We start from the raw sequence: 19,251 nt of genomic DNA on the forward strand, positions 1-19,251 counted from the left end.
AACTTCTGATCGAAGCTTACTTGCTGTGTTCTTGTTTGAACGGCTTATTTCTTGGCCGGAATTAGAATATACCATGTATATAATTATAATGCAAGCTTTTTTTATATAATTTATTATTCTATTGTTTTATCTACTATAGAGGGAATCCCCTTCTATAATCTAGATGAAGATACCCTCTATTTATTACTCAATTATAACTCGTTTGATATAGAGCTGCCGCTCTGCTACCAGATTTACGATTGCTCCTTCTACGGCTACCATCGGGCGTGTCGGATGATCTCGATCGGTAAATATAATACTGCCCCTGCGGTGATCACTAAGTTCCACTACTGTTCCATTATGAAATTGTGTGACTTTACGGATAAAGGTTTGTACGATCTTCGGGTCGAGCTTACCGAACGACTCCTGCATAATTTGCTCCAGCACCAGGTAAGGCGATTGTGAGCTCTTATAAGGTCTTTCTAATGTCATCGCATGGAATATATCTGCTACTGCAACAATCTTCGAATACGTATGGATCTGATGCCCCTCCAGCCGCAGCGGATAACCAGATCCGTCGATTTTTTCATGGTGCTGCAGTGCGGATAATCTAACTCCATCATTGATGGCTCTTACATTCTTAAGAATTGTATAACCATAGGTCGTATGCTTTCTTACTTCTTCCTCTTCAGTTTTGCTCAGTGGTTTAGTACCGAACAATATCTCAGGTGAGACTTTAATATTGCCGATGTTATGAAGCAAACCTGCCAGAGCAACCTGAACCCAGTCTCTTTGAGGCAGCTCACACCACTGCGCAATCAAATAGGAAGTTAGTGCGGTCAAAACAGCATTATGGTACATATACTCGTCTCTTTTTATCGAGCGTGGACTAAAATAAAGCACTTGATAGTTTTTTAAATGTAATATAAGAATCGATAATTGTGTGCGAAGCTCAAAAACAGGGACTTCTAATGCCGCTGCTTCTTTAAAAGCCCTCTTTGTCAAAGCAACCATACGTTCATATTCTTCCTCAAAAGAAGTAAGATTTGCTGTAATTACTGCGATCTCTGCAATTTCTTCTTCTACCTGTAATTGTTTCTCCTGCTGTTCCTGAGCGCTATATGAAGATCCTCCTTCTGAAAAATTCACTGTATTCATATCTACTTCTACGGTCTGTACAAGAAAAGCTCTTAAAATTTCTAGATCACGAGGAAGGATCACTCTCCCTTTGGATAAAAGGAGTCCTCCCAGCGGTGTATGTACATCTTTAGCCAGCTTTATCCCTGGCTTCAATTCAATAATTGACATCATAACCATTACGCTAACGCTCCGTTCCTAACTCAGTTATCTAGCAAAGTTAAAATTATGATTGTAATTTCCATTATATCCCTACAAGTAACATGTGTATATTGCGAGTTTTTGACCAAAGCATTTTTTTATTAGTTGTTCGAATTCAGTTCATTGCTCCAAAAAAAAGAGACCCCAGCATGGGATCTCTTAGCTTCTATTATTCATTATCGGAATCTGTGTCCGAATCGACAAGTCCGCTCTCTTCACTTTCCTCTATGACTGGATCTGTTACATCATCAGACAAGGCATCTGATTCAGAAATAAGAGCTACATCTTCAAGAGACTCTAATTCCTCTTCTTCTGTTTTATCTGTTCTGCATACAGTTGCCACGGAATCGTCCTCACGTGTATGAATGAGTCTCACCCCTTGAGTGTTACGACCCATCGTCGAGATTCCCTCCATACTCATGCGCATTAGTGTACCGCTTGTCGTTATGATCATCAAGTCTTCTTCATTCTTCACGACTTTCAGACTGACGACTGGACCATTCTTCTCCGTAATGTTAATCGTCTTGATTCCTTTACCGCCACGGCTTTGAATACGATAGTCAGACACCGGTGTGCGTTTACCGTATCCGTTAGCAGTGACAATTAGAACCTCAAGCTCTGGATCGACAATATCCATACCAATGACGGAATCCTCTTCGTCCAAGTTTATGCCTTTGACCCCTGTCGCGCTTCGTCCCATCGAACGAACATCATCTTCAGAGAAACGAATGGACATGCCGTGAGCTGTACCGAGAATCATCTCTTGTTTGCCATCGGTAAGCTTCACTTCAATAAGTGAATCGTCCTCACGTAAGTGAATGGCTATAAGTCCGCCCTTGCGGATATTCACGTAATCGTCAAGTGGGGTCTTCTTCACAACGCCATATTTGGTGGCGAAGAACAAGAACTGTTCGCTTTCAAAATCTTCAACCTCGATTACCGCGTTGACCGTTTCCCCTTGTTCGATCTGAATCATATTAATGATCGGTGTTCCCCTTGCGGTACGGCCAAGCTCAGGAATCTCATAAGCTTTGAGCCTGTATACCTTACCCTTATCCGTAAAGAACATCAGATAATTATGAGTATTGGTTACAAACAAATGCTCAACGAAATCCTCGTCCTTGGTATCCATACCCACTACACCACGGCCGCCTCGCTTCTGCGAACGGTATGTGGATACCGGAAGACGCTTAATGTAACCGGTATGCGTAATCGTGACAACCACATCCTCGCGCGGAATCAGATCCTCATCAAGAATGCTTTCTTCACCTACCGTAATCTCCGTGCGGCGCTCATCATTGTAACGTTCTTTGATTTCTTGCAGCTCATCACGAATAATTTCAAGCACCAAATGCTCATTAGCCAGAATCTCGCGATATTCTGCAATCTTGGCAAGAAGCTCGTTATATTCGTTCTCAATCTTCTCGCGTTCAAGTCCTGTAAGACGCTGCAAACGCATATCAAGAATAGCCTGTGCCTGGTCATGACTAAGCTCAAACCGCTCAATCAATCCTTCTCTCGCTGCATCAGTCGTTGCTGAAGCACGAATCAAAGCGATGATCTCATCAATATGATCCAGGGCAATTCGCAAACCTTCGAGAATATGTGCACGAGCTTCCGCTTTGCGCAGCTCATATTCCGTACGACGGCGAATAACGGTAATTTGATGCTGTAAGTAATGATACAGAACATCGCGCAGGCTCAGAATCTTAGGCTCGTTGTTAACGATGGCCAGCATGTTTATACCGAAATTGGATTGCATGGATGTATGCTTATACAGATTATTAAGCACAACATTCGGATTTACGTCGCGGCGGAGTTCAATCACTATTCGCATACCGCTGCGATCCGACTCATCACGAAGATCCGTAATACCTTCAATCTTCTTCTCCCGTACAAGCTCTGCAATCTTCTCTACAAGACGTGCTTTATTCACTTGATAAGGAATTTCATGGACGATAATTCTAGCTTTGTTGTTCACTTCTTCAATGGTCGTTCTCGCACGCATCGTAACCGTTCCGCGGCCTGTTTGATAAGCCTGGCGAATACCTGAACGGCCAAGAATGAAGCCAGCGGTCGGGAAGTCAGGACCTTGAATATAATCCATTAGCTCAAGAGAAGTAATATCAGGATTCTCAATCATTGCATGAACTCCATCAATGACTTCTCCCAAATTATGCGGAGGAATGTTCGTTGCCATTCCTACAGCAATCCCGCCTACACCATTTACGAGCAGATTGGGATATCTGGCAGGGAGGACGATAGGCTCGTGCTCTTCTCCGTCATAGTTAGCCTGAAAATCTATCGTATCTTTATTGATATCACGGAGCATTTCCATCGCGATTTTGGACAAACGGGCTTCCGTATAACGCATTGCCGCTGCCATATCTCCATCAATGGAGCCAAAGTTGCCATGACCATCAATGAGCATATAACGCATGGAGAAATCTTGGGCCATCCGCACCATAGTTTCATATACGGCCGAGTCTCCATGCGGGTGATATTTACCGATAACTTCGCCGACGATACGCGCTGATTTCTTGTAAGGCTTGTCAGGTGCCATTCCAAGCTCCGACATTGCAAACAGAATCCGACGGTGCACTGGTTTAAGCCCGTCTCTAACGTCAGGCAAAGCACGGCTGACGATGATACTCATCGCATAGTCCATAAAGGACTCGCGCATTTCTTCGCCAATATCGCGGTCTTTAATTTGCGAGTTATTTTGATCCGCCATGCTGGACCTCCTTCTTGTCTATCAAACAACATTGTTAAGCTGAAAATGTATTTGTGAAAAGCCTAACAAGGCTTTAACGCCCAAATCTTCCACTGCTTCTCTCTCTATTACTAGCCTAGACAAAAAGCCCATTATTAAACGTATTTACGCTTCTAATTGAACCTATCTATAGGGATATGCCCTTCCTGTTTTGAACAGCAAACCATATACTGTAAAGATTCAAGATGGACATTCAGCTGCACAATATTACTCATATCCACACAAAACGCCATATTCCTCTATTATACCATTGATTTTTCTCCTTGTCCTATGGTTTTCCTCAAGCAAGCATGATACTTCTCGATTTTATTAGATACGTTCAATTCAGCATTCGAAGGAGTGGTTTAGTGAGCATTCGACGTGTCTCAAGCAAATGGAAAAAGACAGCCGTTCTCTTAAAAGATCCACAGATTGCTGCCTATGTTCCAGAAACTCGTAAGTACAATCAAAATAATCTGGAGAAAATGATGAACTCCCACCGTACGGTATATGTGAAACCAGAGCATGGATCCCATGGCAAAGGAATTATGCGGGTAGAGAAAATAAACTCTAGCAGTGATGAGACCGGTTCATCAGATGATTCTGAACATGTTCTCCACTATGAAAAAACCAAAAAAACGTACACTAGTATTTCATCCCTGCATCAAAAGATACAAAAACGAATGAATGGAAAGTCGTATTTGATCCAACGCGGAATCAGACTTCTTAAGCATCAGGGCTGCCCATTCGACCTAAGAGTGATGGCTCAAAAGAATCCCAAGGGTCAATGGGATGCTACCGGAATAATTGGTAAGGTCGCTGCAAAAGGAAAAATCGTGACTAACATCAACGGCGGCGGTCATATCGCCTCTTTTGAAGCCTTGTTAAAACCCTATCTCGGTGAATCCGGGACCAAGAAATTCAAGAAAGAACTCAACTCTCTGGCTCTCAAAACAGCGAAACAGATGGAAAAGAACTATCCTGGTATCAAGGAGCTCGGACTCGACATTGCCCTTGATGAGAAAGTTAGACCCTGGATTCTTGAGGTCAATACGTCTCCTGGTTTATATGTGTTCGGCTATTTGCCGGACAAGAGCATCTATCGAAAAATCAAAAAATATGCTAGAGCCTACGGTAGAGTACGGATGTAGCCATTTGCAGCAAAAGCTAGCATTCGCGAATAAGCTGCTATGCACTTCCTGCTATAGAAGTTAACAGCTGCCTTCCCGTCTGCAAACTTGAAAAAAGGGGCCATACCGGCCCCTACTGTAAACACATGGTTAAAATGAATATTATACGTCGAGATTTTTGACGTATCTCGCATTTTCTTGAATGAAGTCACGTCTAGGCTCTACGTTATCCCCCATCAGGGTATCAAACATTGTATCTGCGATCATCGCATCCCCAATGGACACCTGAAGCATCGTACGACTCTCTGGGTCCATCGTGGTCTCCCACAGCTGACCCGCATTCATCTCTCCCAGTCCCTTGTAACGCTGTACATTGACCTTAACACCCTCACCGAACTCCTTAAGGATTAGGTCACGCTCTGCCTCAGAACCTGCATAGCGGACCGTCTTACTGCGCTCAATCTTGAAGAGCGGCGGCTGAGCGATATACACGAAGCCTGCTTCAATAATTTTGCGCATGTAGCGGTAGAAGAAAGTGAGCAGAAGGGTCCGGATATGTGCTCCATCGACGTCGGCATCGGTCATAATAATGACTTTATGGTACCTGGCCTTATCGATATCGAAATCATCGCCGATCCCTGTGCCGAGCGCTGTAATAATCGCCCGTATCTCAGCATTCGAGAGAATACGATCGAGTCTCGCTTTTTCTACGTTCAGAATCTTACCACGGAGCGGCAAAATCGCTTGGAAATGGCGATCTCGTCCCTGCTTCGCCGATCCACCTGCCGAGTCACCCTCAACGATGTACAGCTCACTGATCGAAGCATCCTTCGATGAGCAGTCAGCAAGTTTACCAGGCAGAGCACTAACTTCAAGAACGCTCTTACGTCGAGTCATCTCACGCGCTTTACGTGCTGCTTCTCTCGCTCTGGACGCTTGCAGGGCTTTATCCAGTATCCGACGGGAAACGGAAGGATTCTCAATTAAGAACTCTTGCAGCTTCTCAGCAAACAATGATTCCACGACCCCGCGCACTTCACTATTGCCGAGCTTGGTTTTGGTTTGTCCTTCAAACTGCGGTTCCGGGATCTTGACAGAGATAATGGCTGTCAGTCCTTCACGCACGTCATCTCCAGTCAGGTTGCCGCTATTATCCTTAATTACGCCAGCCTTACGTGCATAGTCATTAATGATCCGTGTCAATGCACTCTTGAAGCCGGACTCATGAGTCCCACCCTCATGGGTGTTAATATTATTTGCAAAGGAGTAGATATTCTCTGTATAGCTGTCGTTGTATTGGAGGGCTACCTCAACCTGAATGTTGTCACGCTGCCCTTCGACATAGATCGGCTGCTCATGAAGAACTTCTCTCTTGCTGTTAAGATATTGTACGTATTCCTTAATTCCGCCCTCGTACTGGAACGAGCTTGAGTCACCGGAGCGCTCATCCGTAATACTGATGCCAATTCCTTTGTTTAGAAACGCCAATTCACGAATACGAGTGAGCAGGATATCATACTCAAAAACGGTCGTTTCCGTAAAGATCTCTGGATCTGGATAAAAAGTGGTCGTTGTTCCCGTTTTGTCGGTATCACCGATTACTTTGACATCATACTCAGGAACACCACGGCGATATTCCTGCTGATAAATATGCCCGTCTCGTTTAACAATAACGCTAACCTTGTTAGATAGAGCGTTCACGACAGAAATACCTACACCGTGAAGACCCCCAGAAACTTTATATCCACCGCCGCCGAATTTACCTCCAGCGTGAAGGACGGTCATAACAACCTCAAGGGCAGATTTCTTCATCTTGGCCTGTTCTGCTACAGGGATCCCCCGACCGTTATCAACAACGGTAATGCTGTTATCTTCGTGGATCGTAACATCAATTTGGTCGCAGTAACCTGCAAGAGCTTCATCAATACTGTTATCCACGACTTCCCATACGAGGTGATGCAAGCCTTTCGAGCTCGTAGAGCCGATATACATCCCTGGACGTTTTCTAACGGCTTCAAGTCCTTCAAGGACCTGAATCTCATCTGCACCATATGCCGGTTGATTCATAGACATGCCTTTCACCTACTTCACTAGATTAGAGTGGATCTGATAATTGTGTTATGACTGTATATAAAAGTGCCAAATGCGTTATAAAAGTACCGCCTCCTTGCACATATTTCGCAAGATGACGATACTCCTCAATAGATCGTTAGATCGTTATATATCGCTTAGAACATTCGCTCTTTTCTTGAGAGTGGTCGAAGAGATCGGGGAATAGTAAACGGTACTCTTGGTTACGACAATCGACTTCGCCTCTTCTTCTCCAATAATCTCCAGATTCTTTTCCTGTTTAGAATAAGTGATGTACTGCTTCGATATTTTGGACGATTTTTCAATCGATATATCAAAAATAGCAACGAGCTCGGAAGAGCGGATAATCTTGTCTCCGCCCAAGTGGATATACATGGTCCGTTCATCTCCTTAACGCTCCACGTGACCAGCCTGTACATGATAGATATGTGCATCATGGAGCTTGCTGGTATTCAGTGTCTCAACCCCTGTTGCGGTTATAAACGTCTGAACTTTACTCTGGAACGTTTCAATTAGCTGCGTCTGACGGTATGGATCAAGCTCAGACAGTACGTCATCCAGAAGCAGAACCGGGTATTCACCAATCTCCTCGCAGATCAGCTCAATCTCTGCAAGCTTGAGTGATAGAGCCGTCGTTCTCTGCTGCCCCTGTGATCCATAGGTTTGTACTTCATGGCCGTTAATAAAGAAGGATAGATCGTCCCGATGAGGACCGGTCAGTGTTGTGCCTCGTCTGATCTCCTGATCCTTGGTTTGTGATAATTTTATCATAAAAAGGTCTAATAAAACAGCTTCATCTTCTTCTAGGGCATCGGCAAAGGATGGAACATAAGCAAGTTCAAGCTTCTCCTTGCCTCCTGTAATGCCTTCATGAATCGTTTCCGCCCATTTCTGCAGCTTTTTTATAAATTGTTTCCTTTTTCTAACGATTTTAACACCATGTTCTGCTAATTGCTCATTCCAAACGCTAAGCATCATCTGCTGAGACTCAGAAGCACCCCATAATTGCTTCAGCAGATTATTGCGCTGCACCAAAATTTTCTGATACTGCTGGAGATGATAAATATAGCCCGGAGCCACCTGTCCAATCTCCATGTCAAGGAACCGGCGGCGAACCCCCGGTGTCCCTTTGACGATCTCCAGATCCTCCGGCGCGAACATGACAACATTCAGGCTGCCGATAAAATCACTGAGCTTCCGCTGCTCCAGTCCGTTGATCTTTGCTTTTTTGCCTTGCTGAGATAACGATAAATCAAGCTGTATTGTTCCGTACCTTCTATCCACATGTGCACTGATATGCGCGCCCGAGGCATTGAATCGAATGAGTTCCTTGTCTTTGGCGGTCCGATGGCTCTTGGTCAGTGCCAAAGCATAAATCGCCTCGACCAAATTCGTCTTGCCTTGGGCATTCTGGCCGATAATCAGGTTAACAGGCCCGAAGGACTCGAGCTTTAAATGCTCGTAATTTCTGTATTGATTCAGTTCAATGTCAGTTACAAACACACTATACATCCTCCCTTGCCTCTCGCCTCTTGAGGAAGCAGCAGGTGTTCGCTTATCTATTTCGCTTCTTCGACTTGGAACTCGCCTTCCCCATCAACTGTTACAAGATCTCCAGGATACAGCTTGCGTCCCCGTCTCTCTTCGATCTCACCATTTACTTTCACGGCCTGCTCCTGCAGCAGAGCTTTAGCCATTCCTCCGGTAGGAACACAATCGGCCAGCTTTAAAAACTGATCGAGCTTAATATATTCACTGTGGATAACTATTTTTTTCACGAAAAACTTCCTCTCATGTGAATAACTTTTATTTCAAAAAAAATAATGCACAGCTCTAGTTCGTTGTACGGTAAGGGAGTATTACATATTGACTTGCACTATTGTCTGTCGGCTTTAAGATAATCGGGCTCATTACGCCGGTAAAGGATATCATAAGCTCCTCGCTCTCAACTACTTTAAGCACATCTAGCATATATTTCGAGTTGAAGGAGATTTTTAGCGGCTCCCCTTTAAAATCTTTCACTTGAAGTTCTTCACGAACCTTTCCTAGCTCGGAGGAGCTGGATGAGATTTCAATATCGCCGCTGTCCAGTGTCTGCATGCGAACGATGTTCGTTTTTTCCTCACGAGACAGCAAATACGCGCGGTCGATGGATTCACTAAGCTTCTTCGTTTCCAATATCAGTTCTGTTTTGTAGGAGCTCGGAATAATTCTAGAAGTATCAGGATAAGTTCCATCCAAAATGCGGGTATAGAATAATACACGGTCAATTTTGAACAGTACCTGGTTGTCAGCAACGACGATATCAACAAGCGAATTTTGATCAGGGATAATTTTACTCAGCTCATTCAGCGTTTTTCCTGAAATTACAATATTGTGGAATTTGATATCTTCGACTCCTTCAATATGTGCGGAGCGAGTTGCAAGACGGTGGCGGTCGGTTGCCACAAATTTGAACTCATTATCAGCAAGACTCCATAATACTCCTGTCAAAATAGGTGTTGTCTCATGAGTGGAGATGGAGAACACCGTTTGCTTAATCATATTTTTGAGCAGGTCGCCGGGAATCGACAGGGTTTGGTTCTCTTCAATGCTAGGAAGAACAGGGAATTCCTCCGGATCGAGTCCAACGAGCTGAATTTCGGTGGCTCCAGCGGAAATAAAGGTATTGAAGTTGTCTTTTACTTCCATGTGAACTTCCTGAGATGGCAGCTTCTTAATAATCTCAACAAAAAACTTGGCGGGTAAAACAACACTTCCTGCTTGTTCTACAGAAACAATTGTTTTTCCATCCTCTTCTAAAGGGATAAACGATTGAATAGAGATATCTGTATCGCTTGCGGTAAGCGTAACGCCTTGATAATTCACATCAAATTTGATTCCGGTAAGAATAGGGATCGTAGTTCTGCTGGAGATCGCCTTGGATACATGTTGAATGGATTCATTCAGGTAGCTTTTCAATATGCTGATTTTCATAGTTTCACTCCTTGGGGAATATAAGCTTGATGTTGCAGCCTAACGTACTTAATTTTTCGGTATATGACGTCGTTAAGACGTATTCATATTGGTGTAGTATTTATTAAAAAAATAGTAGTAATAGTAATAGGCGCACTGAATATGTGGATAAACCCTACAAACGGCATAAAATTAAGCCTATCCACATGTGTACAGATTGTGCATAGGCTTTGTACTTGTTAAGTTGGGTTTTTGATTTTCTCGATAAGGTTGTTGATAACTTTAAAAAGTTCCTGATCGCTTTTTATCGATTGCGTTATTTTCTCGTGCGCATGAATGACGGTAGTATGATCCCGTCCCCCGAACGCTTCTCCAATCTTAGGCAAGGAAAAGTCAGTCAACTCTCGAGACAGATACATTGCAATTTGCCTTGGAAAGGCAACTGCTTTGGTTCTTTTTCTAGCCTTGAAATCCTCAAGCTTCAGATTGTAATATTCGCCGACCTTCTGCTGAATATCCTGAATAGTAATAATCTTCGGACGGCTTGATGGGATGATATCCTTGAGTGCTTCAGCAGCCAGATGCGTTGTTACGTCCTGATTGGTCAGAGACGAGTATGCCACCACACGAATGAGGGCCCCTTCAAGCTCTCTGATGTTCGTATCGATCTGATTGGCAATGTACATCATTGCCTCATTAGGAATATCGAGATTCTCGGCCTTCGCCTTCTTGCGAAGAATGGCGATTCGCGTCTCGAGATCCGGAGGCTGGATATCCGTTATAAGTCCCCATTCAAACCTGGAACGCAGCCGTTCCTCAAGCGTCGGAATTTCCTTCGGAGGCCGGTCACTTGAGATAATGATCTGCTTGTGTTCTTCATGCAGTGCATTAAATGTATGGAAGAACTCTTCTTGTGTCGATTCCTTACCGGCCAAAAATTGAATATCATCAATCAGCAAAATGTCGACATTGCGATATTTATTGCGAAAATTCTCACCACGGTTATCGCGGATGGAATTAATGAATTCATTCGTGAATTTCTCCGATGAGAGGTAAACGACCTTACTGCTGGGGTTATGCTCCAAAATGTAGTGCCCGATGGCATGCATGAGGTGTGTCTTGCCGAGTCCAACTCCTCCATATAAGAAGAGCGGATTGTACGCTTTGGCAGGGGCTTCTGCAACAGCCAGTGATGCTGCATGTGCAAATCTGTTGCCCGGGCCGATGACAAATGTGTCAAAAGTGTACTTCGGATTAAGCATATGTGCCACAGCCTCTTCTGGTGGTGCTGGAGGAGGTGTGACCACTTGCTGCGGATCCGGCTCAGCCGTCTTGTGTTCTTCTATGACAAACTTAACGTCCACTTGTTTTCCGAGCAGTTCATAAACCGTTGAACCGACAAGCTTCGTGTAGCGGCTCTCCAGCCACTCTACAGCGAACGTAGTGGGTGCTGAGATGACAATAAATTGGTCATTCAACTTAATGGCTTTTGTCGCCTTAAACCAGGTGTCATAGCTGGGCTTGCTAAGCTTGGTTTGAATTATTGATAGTATTTGCTGCCATAGTTCGGATGTATGGCTGTCCACAGACTGTCACTCCTTTTAATCGTCCAAATGTGGCCCAGAGCCATGAGCGGAATGTCGAAATAAAATTTATATTGTAGAATTTATCCCCAGTGTCCAAAAGATGTCAGACAAAAAAAGAATGAACAACTCAAAATTGTTCACAACTTTATCCACAGGCTGTTGATAAGATTATGGATTAAAACTTATATTCACATCCAAAAGTAATATAATCATAGCAAAAGAAAGCTTATATTTCAACGGATCTCAGGATTTTATCCACAAACTCAATAACTTGTGTATAATTTTTAATCACAACACTATATATTGTTTATAATCTGTTTAGTTTTCGACAAGAACGCCCAAAAGGCGATAATGATTATTCACAGCTTGTCCTCCAGTATTGAAGAATTCTGTTGAACAACAGGAGACGATCTGTGTAAATCCAGGCAAAGTGAGTCTGTGGATAAACGAGGAAATGAATCGAAGTCTTCTTATTTCAATCTAGGATATGCGAAAGAGCCGATCATTATGATCGGCTCTTTCGCAAGTTGTTGAATCTATTCGGTTGCTGTAATATGCTCTCGCTGGAATTTAGCAATATCCTCATATTCTTCGGTCAGCTTACGGGATATACGAATAAAGATGGGAAGAAGCTCTTGATAGATCGATACATGGTTTTGATCCGGTTTGTGTGCATGAGTGGTCCCCACCATCTTAGAGACGATTTCAAGCGAATCTGTGCGTCCTGTGGCGTATAGACCAAGGACAACAGCCCCGAGACATGAGCTCTCAAAGCTCTCAGGCACAACGACTTCCTGATCAAATATATCGGCCATCATCTGACGCCACAATGGAGAGCGTGCAAATCCGCCTGTTGCTAGTATTCGGCTTGGCTGGCCCATTTGTTCCTTCATGGCAAGCAGAACCGTATAGAGGTTAAAAATGACCCCTTCAAGTACAGAACGAATCATATGCTCCTTCCTATGATGCAGTGTAAGGCCAAAGAAGGAGCCTCGGGCATCAGGATTCCATAGTGGAGCTCTTTCACCGGCCAAAAATGGATGGAAGAGCAGTCCGTCTGCACCTGGGCTAACGCGTGCAGCTATACGGGTAAGTACATCATACGAGCTAATGCCAAGACGTTTCGCGGTTTCGATTTCGCTGGCCGCCATTTCATCACGAACCCAGCGGAAGATCATGCCTCCATTATTTACTGGTCCGCCGACAACCCAGTGATTCTCCGTCAAAGCATAGCAAAAAGTACGTCCTTTTGGATCAGTAACCGGCTTGTCTACAACGGTGCGGATCGCTCCGCTCGTCCCAATTGTGGCTGCCACTTCACCAGGACGTATGGCGTTCACACCGAGGTTGGATAATACGCCGTCGGTAGCTCCTACAACGAAAGGAGTAGAAGCAGACAAGCCCATTTCTGCAGCATATTTTTCATTCAAGCCCTCGAGAATATGTGTTGTAGGTACAAGCATGGACAAGCGTTCTGAAGTAATTCCTGCAATCTGCAACGCTTCTTCATCCCAATCCAGCTGCTCAAGGTTCATAAGCCCTGTTGCAGAAGCAATAGAATGATCGACAACATATTCATTGAACAGCTTAAACGTAACGTACTCACGGATCGATATAAATTTAGCCGATTGACTAAACAGCTCGTTGTGATCGTGTTTGAGCCATAGCAGCTTGGCAAGAGGGGACATGGGATGAATCGGAGTTCCGGTGCGGCGATAGATTTCGTGTCCGTTCAGCTCATCCTTTAATTTTCTCGCCCATTGATTACTGCGATTATCCGCCCAAGTGATGCATGGAGTAAGTGGATTTCCTGCGGCATCCATCGCGATCATACTGTGCATAGCTGTACTAAAGGAAGCAAACATCACTTGATCAGGTGCAATGCCACTTGTCTTCATAACTTCCTTAACCGTATGCATGACGGCATGGAAGATTTGTTCCGGATCCTGAACCGCTGCATCGGGAACAGGGGTGTGTAGCGGATATTCCTCACTTGCTTTTGCAACCACTTGTCCATTTTCTTCAAACAGGACCGATTTCGTGCTCGTTGTCCCGATATCAATACCTAGCATGTATGATTTCATAACGTAAGAGCCTTCTTTCTAAAATATAATTGGTAACGCAATTTGCCTAACACGAAGCAAGCAGTTCAGCTCGTGTTAGGCAATTCTCATTTAAGTGTACATGTATCCAGTGTACTATATGAAGTTTTTAGATGACAAAGCTTAACAGCAAAATAAGAATCAATGCGACTACGGAAAGAATACATTCCATAACGGACCAAGTTTTGAGCGTCTGTGATACAGACATATTGAAGAACTCTTTGATCATCCAGAAGCCGGCATCGTTGACATGGGACAAGAAGAGGGAACCTGCTCCTGTGGCCAGTACAACGAGCTCAACGCTTACACCAGGAGACATTGCAAGAACCGGAGCAACAATACCGGCTGCTGTCGTCATTGCCACTGTTGCAGAACCGGTTGCAACCCGGATCAGTGCCGCTACGAGCCATGCAAATAGAATAACGTTGATGTTAATGCTTGTAGCTAACTCCGCAATCGCATTGCCGACGCCGCTGTCAATCAGAACTTGTTTAAACGCGCCGCCGCCGCCGATGATCAGGATAATGCTTGCTGTAGGAGCAAGACACTCGCTGGTAAACTTCGAAATTTCACTTTTGTTAAATCCGCGTGCAAACCCGAGTGAGAACAGTGCAAAGACGACAGAAATAAGGAGCGCGACAATTTCGTCACCGATGAACTCAAGGAAATGCGTAAGACCATTTGTACCTGCTGGATCTACAATCATCGCTACTGAACCGGCAAGCATAAGAATAACCGGCAGCAGAATAGTTAGCAGGGTAATACCAAAGCCAGGAAGCTCGCGTTCGCTCTTCAATGAGAATTGTTCAGCGAGTTCTACAGGAGGCTCAACATGTACTCTTTTGCTAATAATATTACCGAATACAGGTCCTGCGATAATTGCAGTAGGCAAACCGACCAGGATACTGTAGAAAATAGTCATACCTAAGTTTGCATTATATGCCTTAATCGCAATCATCGGAGCCGGATGCGGTGGCACCAGACCGTGCACGGTTGAGAGACCGGCCAGAATGGGAATACCAATTTTAATAATGGATAATCCCGTTTTTCTCGCGACAGTAAAGACAATAGGGATAAGCAGGATAAGACCTACTTCGAAAAATACAGGAATACCGACGATAAAACCAACGATCATCATTGCCCAGTGAACACGTTTTTGACCGAACCGATTAACCAGCGTTGTAGCAATACGTTCAGCCCCGCCGGACTCGGCCATCATTTTACCGAGCATTGTACCAAGACCAATAACGATGGCTATCGTTCCGAGTGTTCCACCAACCCCACCGGTTATTGAGCTAATGGCGTCTTCAGCGTTCATTCCTGTAAGCAATCCAAGCATTAAGGCGGATATTAACAGGGAGACGAATGGATTCCATTTATATTTAGAAATCAATACGATAAGAAAAACAATCGTAATTAGTGTCCATATCAGCATCGTTGCCGTATGACTAAGTCCAAAAATACTATCCATAATTCGAAATCTCCTTTTCAGCCAATAAAGTAAAATTCGTAAGTTGTGTAAAACGAGAAGCGCTTACAAAAGCATCTTAAAAAACTTCATATCGAATACGAGTATACTTGTCGACAAGTTTGAGCGAAAAAGAGAAAGTACAACACTTGCACGTTTCTCAATTTGAATACCTAGGTACTTATTGTGGAGAGAAATCATAATGTTTTATGCAAAGTTTGCCTTGAATCATTAAAATAAAGCTTAACCTCATCCGCTACAACCTCAGAATCTCGGGTTTGCAGCCCCCGTATTAGTCTTCGGTGCTTCTCAATTACCGTTTCAATCCGCTCATGACCGTGCGAGAAAACTTCCTCTGTCGTAAGCAGCAGAACCGTCATAATAATCTGTCGGATGCTCTTCCATAAATGAAGCATTCGAGTGTGGTTAGCTTCTATAATAATCGTTTCATGGAAACTTAAGTCTTGGTAAGCAAATTCGACATAATCCTTATGTTTTGCTGAGAGCTCCATCTTATCAATGATATGCTGCAGCTTCATGATCAGCTGCTCCGGCAAATCTGATGATAATCGCTCCTGGACAAAGCTTTCAATAAGGTACCTTACGTCATACAGTTCATCCATATCCCGTTGACTAAGACCAAGGACGACCGCGCCCATCCGTTCTAATCGAAGCAAGCCTTCGTTTGAAAGCGTTTTAAATGCATCTCTAACGGGAGAACGGCTACTGCCAAATTGACTGGCGATTCGATTCTCAGACAGAACTTCTCCAACCGGAATTGCGCCATTAATAATTTGCAGTCGTAATTCGCTTACAATAAATTCACCAAGAGACTCTCCTTGTAACCAAGCAGCAGGATATCGCATGATGACGCTCCCATCTAAAAGTATACATGTATACAACTAGCTGTGACTTATCCTACACTATAAATAAAGGTTTTGTAAACGATTAATTTAAGAAAAATAAGCAGAATTTAATTCACTTTCCTAATTTAAACGAGGCAAAATAAGTACAATATCGCGTTAGCAGCCTATAGCCAGAGGAGCTATAAAATACAATGAAGGAGTGAAAAATTTTAAGGATAAATTGGTTATCCACATGTGTATAAATGAATTGTTTCGAGAGATGTTTTTTGGCGTTGTGGACAATTTTAATAAAGTACACAAACATGTCGTAAGTAAAAAATGATAAGCTAAATGATAAGCTATATGAAGCCAGTTGACTTTTTGACTTGATCATGTTTAAATGTATAAAGGCATTTTCTGTGTTTATGAAAATGATTAAATTTCGATAATGTTATGGATTGCGCTAAGCAAATTAATACAGTTCATAAGCTCTACAAGATAGTTCAATCTGTACAGGATTCCTTTAAGGGGGTGCATACACATGAGACCAACGTTTAGACCGAACGTAAGCAAACGCAAGAAAAATCATGGTTTCCGGAAAAGAATGAGCACGAAAAACGGCCGTAAAGTTCTGGCAGCCCGCCGTCTAAAAGGCAGAAAAGTATTAAGTGCGTAATGCGTGCATAAAGACCACTACGGTGGTCTTTTTTTCTTAATATCGCTCATTTTACTTATAAATATAATTGTAGGACTACACTATATGATCGATTCGTTTATGTTCGTGGCGGATCGTCTATACTAGTTATGTTCATTTTTGAGGATTGCTAGGTAAGCAAGGAGAAGATTGCTCGTGCATAAGAGATTACGTTTACGAAACCGGGACGACTTTAATCGCGTATACCGTTATGGAAAGTCCTTTGCCAACTATCAATTTGTGGTATATGGATTGCGTCGCAAAGATGTCGATCAGTTTCGAGTCGGCGTATCTTGCAGCAAAAAGATAGGCAATGCTGTCGTTCGCAATCGCATTAGAAGGATTATTAAAGAAATCATTCGACATCATGAAGCCGAAATAGTAGAACATATGGATCTTATTTTTATCGTTAGAAAAGGTGCGGCTTCCATGAGCTATCAAGAGATGGAGAAGAGTATCCTTCATGTCTTGCGAAAAGCTTCGCTGCTCAAGAAAAATGGCTTGAAATAGCGTTTTCTTTGTTCTTCTAATTATGGTATTATTTACGGTGGAATGGAAAGGTTAAGAGAGGGGTTATGAAGTGTCGCGATTCATGTTAATGAAGGGTAGAAAATGGCTCCTTCTTATCGCTGTCATTGCTTTGGTCTCCGTGCTAGCGGGCTGTTCTACGAATCCGTCTGCACACCTGACCACAGAAGACTTGAAAAACAGTGATTCATTTTGGAGAAGTAACGTCGTTTACTGGTTCTCACTTGCTCTAGATACTTTTGCGAATTGGTTTAATGGAGAGTACGGTTTAGCAATACTGGTCTTGGTGCTTATTGTCCGGACGTTAATTCTCCCATTAACTATTAAACAAGTCAAAAGCTCTAGAAACATGCAGAAGGTTCAACCTTTAATCAAGGAGATCCAAACAAAGTACAAGGATAACCCTGAGAAGCTGCAACAGGAAACAATGAAGCTATTCCAAGAGCATAAAGTTAATCCGATGGCAGGATGTCTACCTTTGATCATCCAGATGCCGATATATATTGCTCTTTACAATTCAATTTATATGAATTCCAATATCAGTCAGCATACGTTCCTGTGGATGGAGCTTGGCTCACCAGACAAGCTGTTTGTCCTGCCGGTTCTCGTTGCTGTAACGATGTGGTTCCAAACCTGGTACATGATGAAGCAAAACCCAAGTCAGCAGCAAGGTCCTATGCAATTCATGCTGTGGGTATATCCGATTCTGATGTTCGTCATGTCGTACCAATTCGCATCTGCATTGCCGTTGTATTGGTTCTATTCCAACATTTATACCATTGTACAAAACTTCTTCTTGTATCGTAATAACGATAAGCATCTGGCTGCTTCCAATGTTCAAGCTGCGACTAGCTCCAATAAGGGACAAGCCAAAGCAGGTAATGGTGCTAACAGATCGCAAATCAACAAGAAAAAGAAGAAGAAAAGAAAGTAATCCGCTTGTGGTGAAGGAGGCAAGGCGTTCTATATGACCACCGTCATTGCGACAGGTAAGACGATAGAAGATGCTGTCATGAAAGGATTAACTGAACTTGGTGTTAACCGGGAATCAGTTACGTTAAACGTCTTAGAGCAGCCATCCAGAGGATTTCTTGGACTTATCGGCGTTAAACCCGCTAAGGTGGAACTAACCCTTATACCTAAACGCAAGAGCGAGTCCGTCGTAACTGAGCCTGCCCGGATCCAAAATTTGAGCTTAACAGAATCAGTATCAGCTGTGTCTGAGGCAGACCCCTATTACGAGGCAAGTGAATTCATCAGAGAAGTTGCTGCTGGAATGGGACTTGAGGTAGATATTGATATAAAGAAGAACAGAGATGGAAAAATCTTTAATATTACCGGTGATAATTTAGGTCTAATCATCGGTCGTCGAGGACAGACGCTGGACGCACTTCAATATCTTGCGAACATCGTTGCGAATAAGCATTCTTCAAGCTTTGTCCGAATTGTGCTGGACGCAGAGAATTTCAGACAGCGACGCCGCAAAACATTGGAGGAGCTCGCTGAACGTCTGGCAGGACAAGTCATTCGTACAGGGAAAGAAGTCATTCTTGAACCGATGTCGTCTCAGGAACGCAAAGTTATTCATGCGAAGCTGCAGCATCACCGTCAGATTAAGACTTACAGTAAGGGCGAGGAGCCTAACCGTAGAGTGGTAATCACACCTAAATGATGTAATTCAATGAGAAATTTTGCGAATACGCAATGGCTTTCTGCGGGATGCGGGAGCCATTGCTTTTTTCATAGTATGGGCGAGTCTTTATACAAATGGTAAAGTAGGTGA

General features: G+C 43.5%; 16 protein-coding genes. 5 read left to right on the plus strand and 11 right to left on the minus strand.

The window, feature by feature from the left end; all coding sequences use genetic code 11:
• Positions 1-183: 183 nt before the first annotated feature.
• Entirely contained in the window at positions 184-1,296 is a 1,113-nt protein-coding gene (locus BM415_RS16040) for an HD-GYP domain-containing protein (RefSeq protein WP_091159820.1), read from the minus strand.
• A 190-nt stretch (positions 1,297-1,486) separates the two neighbouring features.
• Positions 1,487-4,051: a DNA gyrase subunit A gene (gene gyrA / locus BM415_RS16045; RefSeq protein ID WP_091159821.1), complete on the minus strand. Its 2,565-nt coding sequence runs from the start codon at positions 4,049-4,051 to the stop codon at positions 1,487-1,489.
• Positions 4,052-4,437: 386 nt separating this feature from the next.
• Between gyrA and BM415_RS16050 the strand changes: the two genes are divergently transcribed.
• Positions 4,438-5,220, plus strand: a complete 783-nt coding sequence (locus BM415_RS16050; protein ID WP_170862515.1) for a YheC/YheD family protein — start codon at positions 4,438-4,440, stop codon at positions 5,218-5,220.
• 141 nt (positions 5,221-5,361) lie between these two features.
• On the opposite strand, the gene gyrB is transcribed toward BM415_RS16050, so the two are convergent.
• The 9 genes from gyrB to BM415_RS16095 all read right to left on the minus strand — a co-directional run bounded on the left by gyrB (position 5,362) and on the right by BM415_RS16095 (position 16,267).
• A complete protein-coding gene (gyrB, locus tag BM415_RS16055) occupies positions 5,362-7,272 on the minus strand; it encodes a DNA topoisomerase (ATP-hydrolyzing) subunit B (protein ID WP_091159825.1) in 1,911 nt (636 codons plus the stop codon).
• A 144-nt stretch (positions 7,273-7,416) separates the two neighbouring features.
• A complete protein-coding gene (locus BM415_RS16060) occupies positions 7,417-7,665 on the minus strand; it encodes an extracellular matrix regulator RemB (RefSeq protein WP_047912550.1) in 249 nt (82 codons plus the stop codon).
• 15 nt (positions 7,666-7,680) lie between these two features.
• On the minus strand, positions 7,681-8,793 hold the full coding sequence (gene recF / locus BM415_RS16065) for a DNA replication/repair protein RecF (protein ID WP_091159827.1): 1,113 nt from the start codon (positions 8,791-8,793) through the stop codon (positions 7,681-7,683).
• Between the two features lie 56 nt (positions 8,794-8,849).
• Positions 8,850-9,068: a S4 domain-containing protein YaaA gene (gene yaaA, locus BM415_RS16070; protein ID WP_091159829.1), complete on the minus strand. Its 219-nt coding sequence runs from the start codon at positions 9,066-9,068 to the stop codon at positions 8,850-8,852.
• Positions 9,069-9,123: 55 nt separating this feature from the next.
• Complete coding sequence (dnaN, locus tag BM415_RS16075) at positions 9,124-10,266, minus strand: DNA polymerase III subunit beta (RefSeq protein WP_091159831.1); 1,143 nt, start codon at positions 10,264-10,266, stop codon at positions 9,124-9,126.
• Between the two features lie 218 nt (positions 10,267-10,484).
• A complete protein-coding gene (gene dnaA / locus BM415_RS16080) occupies positions 10,485-11,831 on the minus strand; it encodes a chromosomal replication initiator protein DnaA (RefSeq protein ID WP_091159832.1) in 1,347 nt (448 codons plus the stop codon).
• A gap of 536 nt (positions 11,832-12,367) precedes the next feature.
• A complete protein-coding gene (gene gntK, locus BM415_RS16085; protein ID WP_091159834.1) occupies positions 12,368-13,915 on the minus strand; it encodes a gluconokinase in 1,548 nt (515 codons plus the stop codon).
• A gap of 127 nt (positions 13,916-14,042) precedes the next feature.
• Positions 14,043-15,404, minus strand: a complete 1,362-nt coding sequence (locus BM415_RS16090) for a GntT/GntP/DsdX family permease (RefSeq protein WP_091159835.1) — start codon at positions 15,402-15,404, stop codon at positions 14,043-14,045.
• Positions 15,405-15,598: 194 nt separating this feature from the next.
• Positions 15,599-16,267, minus strand: a complete 669-nt coding sequence (locus tag BM415_RS16095; protein ID WP_091159837.1) for a GntR family transcriptional regulator — start codon at positions 16,265-16,267, stop codon at positions 15,599-15,601.
• A gap of 520 nt (positions 16,268-16,787) precedes the next feature.
• Here BM415_RS16095 and rpmH point away from each other — a divergent pair.
• The 4 genes from rpmH (at position 16,788) to jag (ending at position 19,140) form a co-directional block, all read left to right on the plus strand.
• Complete coding sequence (gene rpmH, locus BM415_RS16100) at positions 16,788-16,922, plus strand: 50S ribosomal protein L34 (RefSeq protein ID WP_091159838.1); 135 nt, start codon at positions 16,788-16,790, stop codon at positions 16,920-16,922.
• A 174-nt stretch (positions 16,923-17,096) separates the two neighbouring features.
• Positions 17,097-17,450, plus strand: coding sequence for a ribonuclease P protein component (rnpA, locus tag BM415_RS16105; protein WP_091159840.1), 354 nt, complete (start codon positions 17,097-17,099; stop codon positions 17,448-17,450).
• 82 nt (positions 17,451-17,532) lie between these two features.
• Positions 17,533-18,402, plus strand: a complete 870-nt coding sequence (locus BM415_RS16110; RefSeq protein ID WP_091159842.1) for a YidC/Oxa1 family membrane protein insertase — start codon at positions 17,533-17,535, stop codon at positions 18,400-18,402.
• A gap of 33 nt (positions 18,403-18,435) precedes the next feature.
• On the plus strand, positions 18,436-19,140 hold the full coding sequence (gene jag, locus BM415_RS16115; protein ID WP_091159843.1) for an RNA-binding cell elongation regulator Jag/EloR: 705 nt from the start codon (positions 18,436-18,438) through the stop codon (positions 19,138-19,140).
• Positions 19,141-19,251 lie beyond the last annotated feature (111 nt).

This window comes from Paenibacillus sp. 453mf (assembly GCF_900116105.1).
GTDB lineage: Bacteria > Bacillota > Bacilli > Paenibacillales > Paenibacillaceae > Paenibacillus > Paenibacillus provencensis.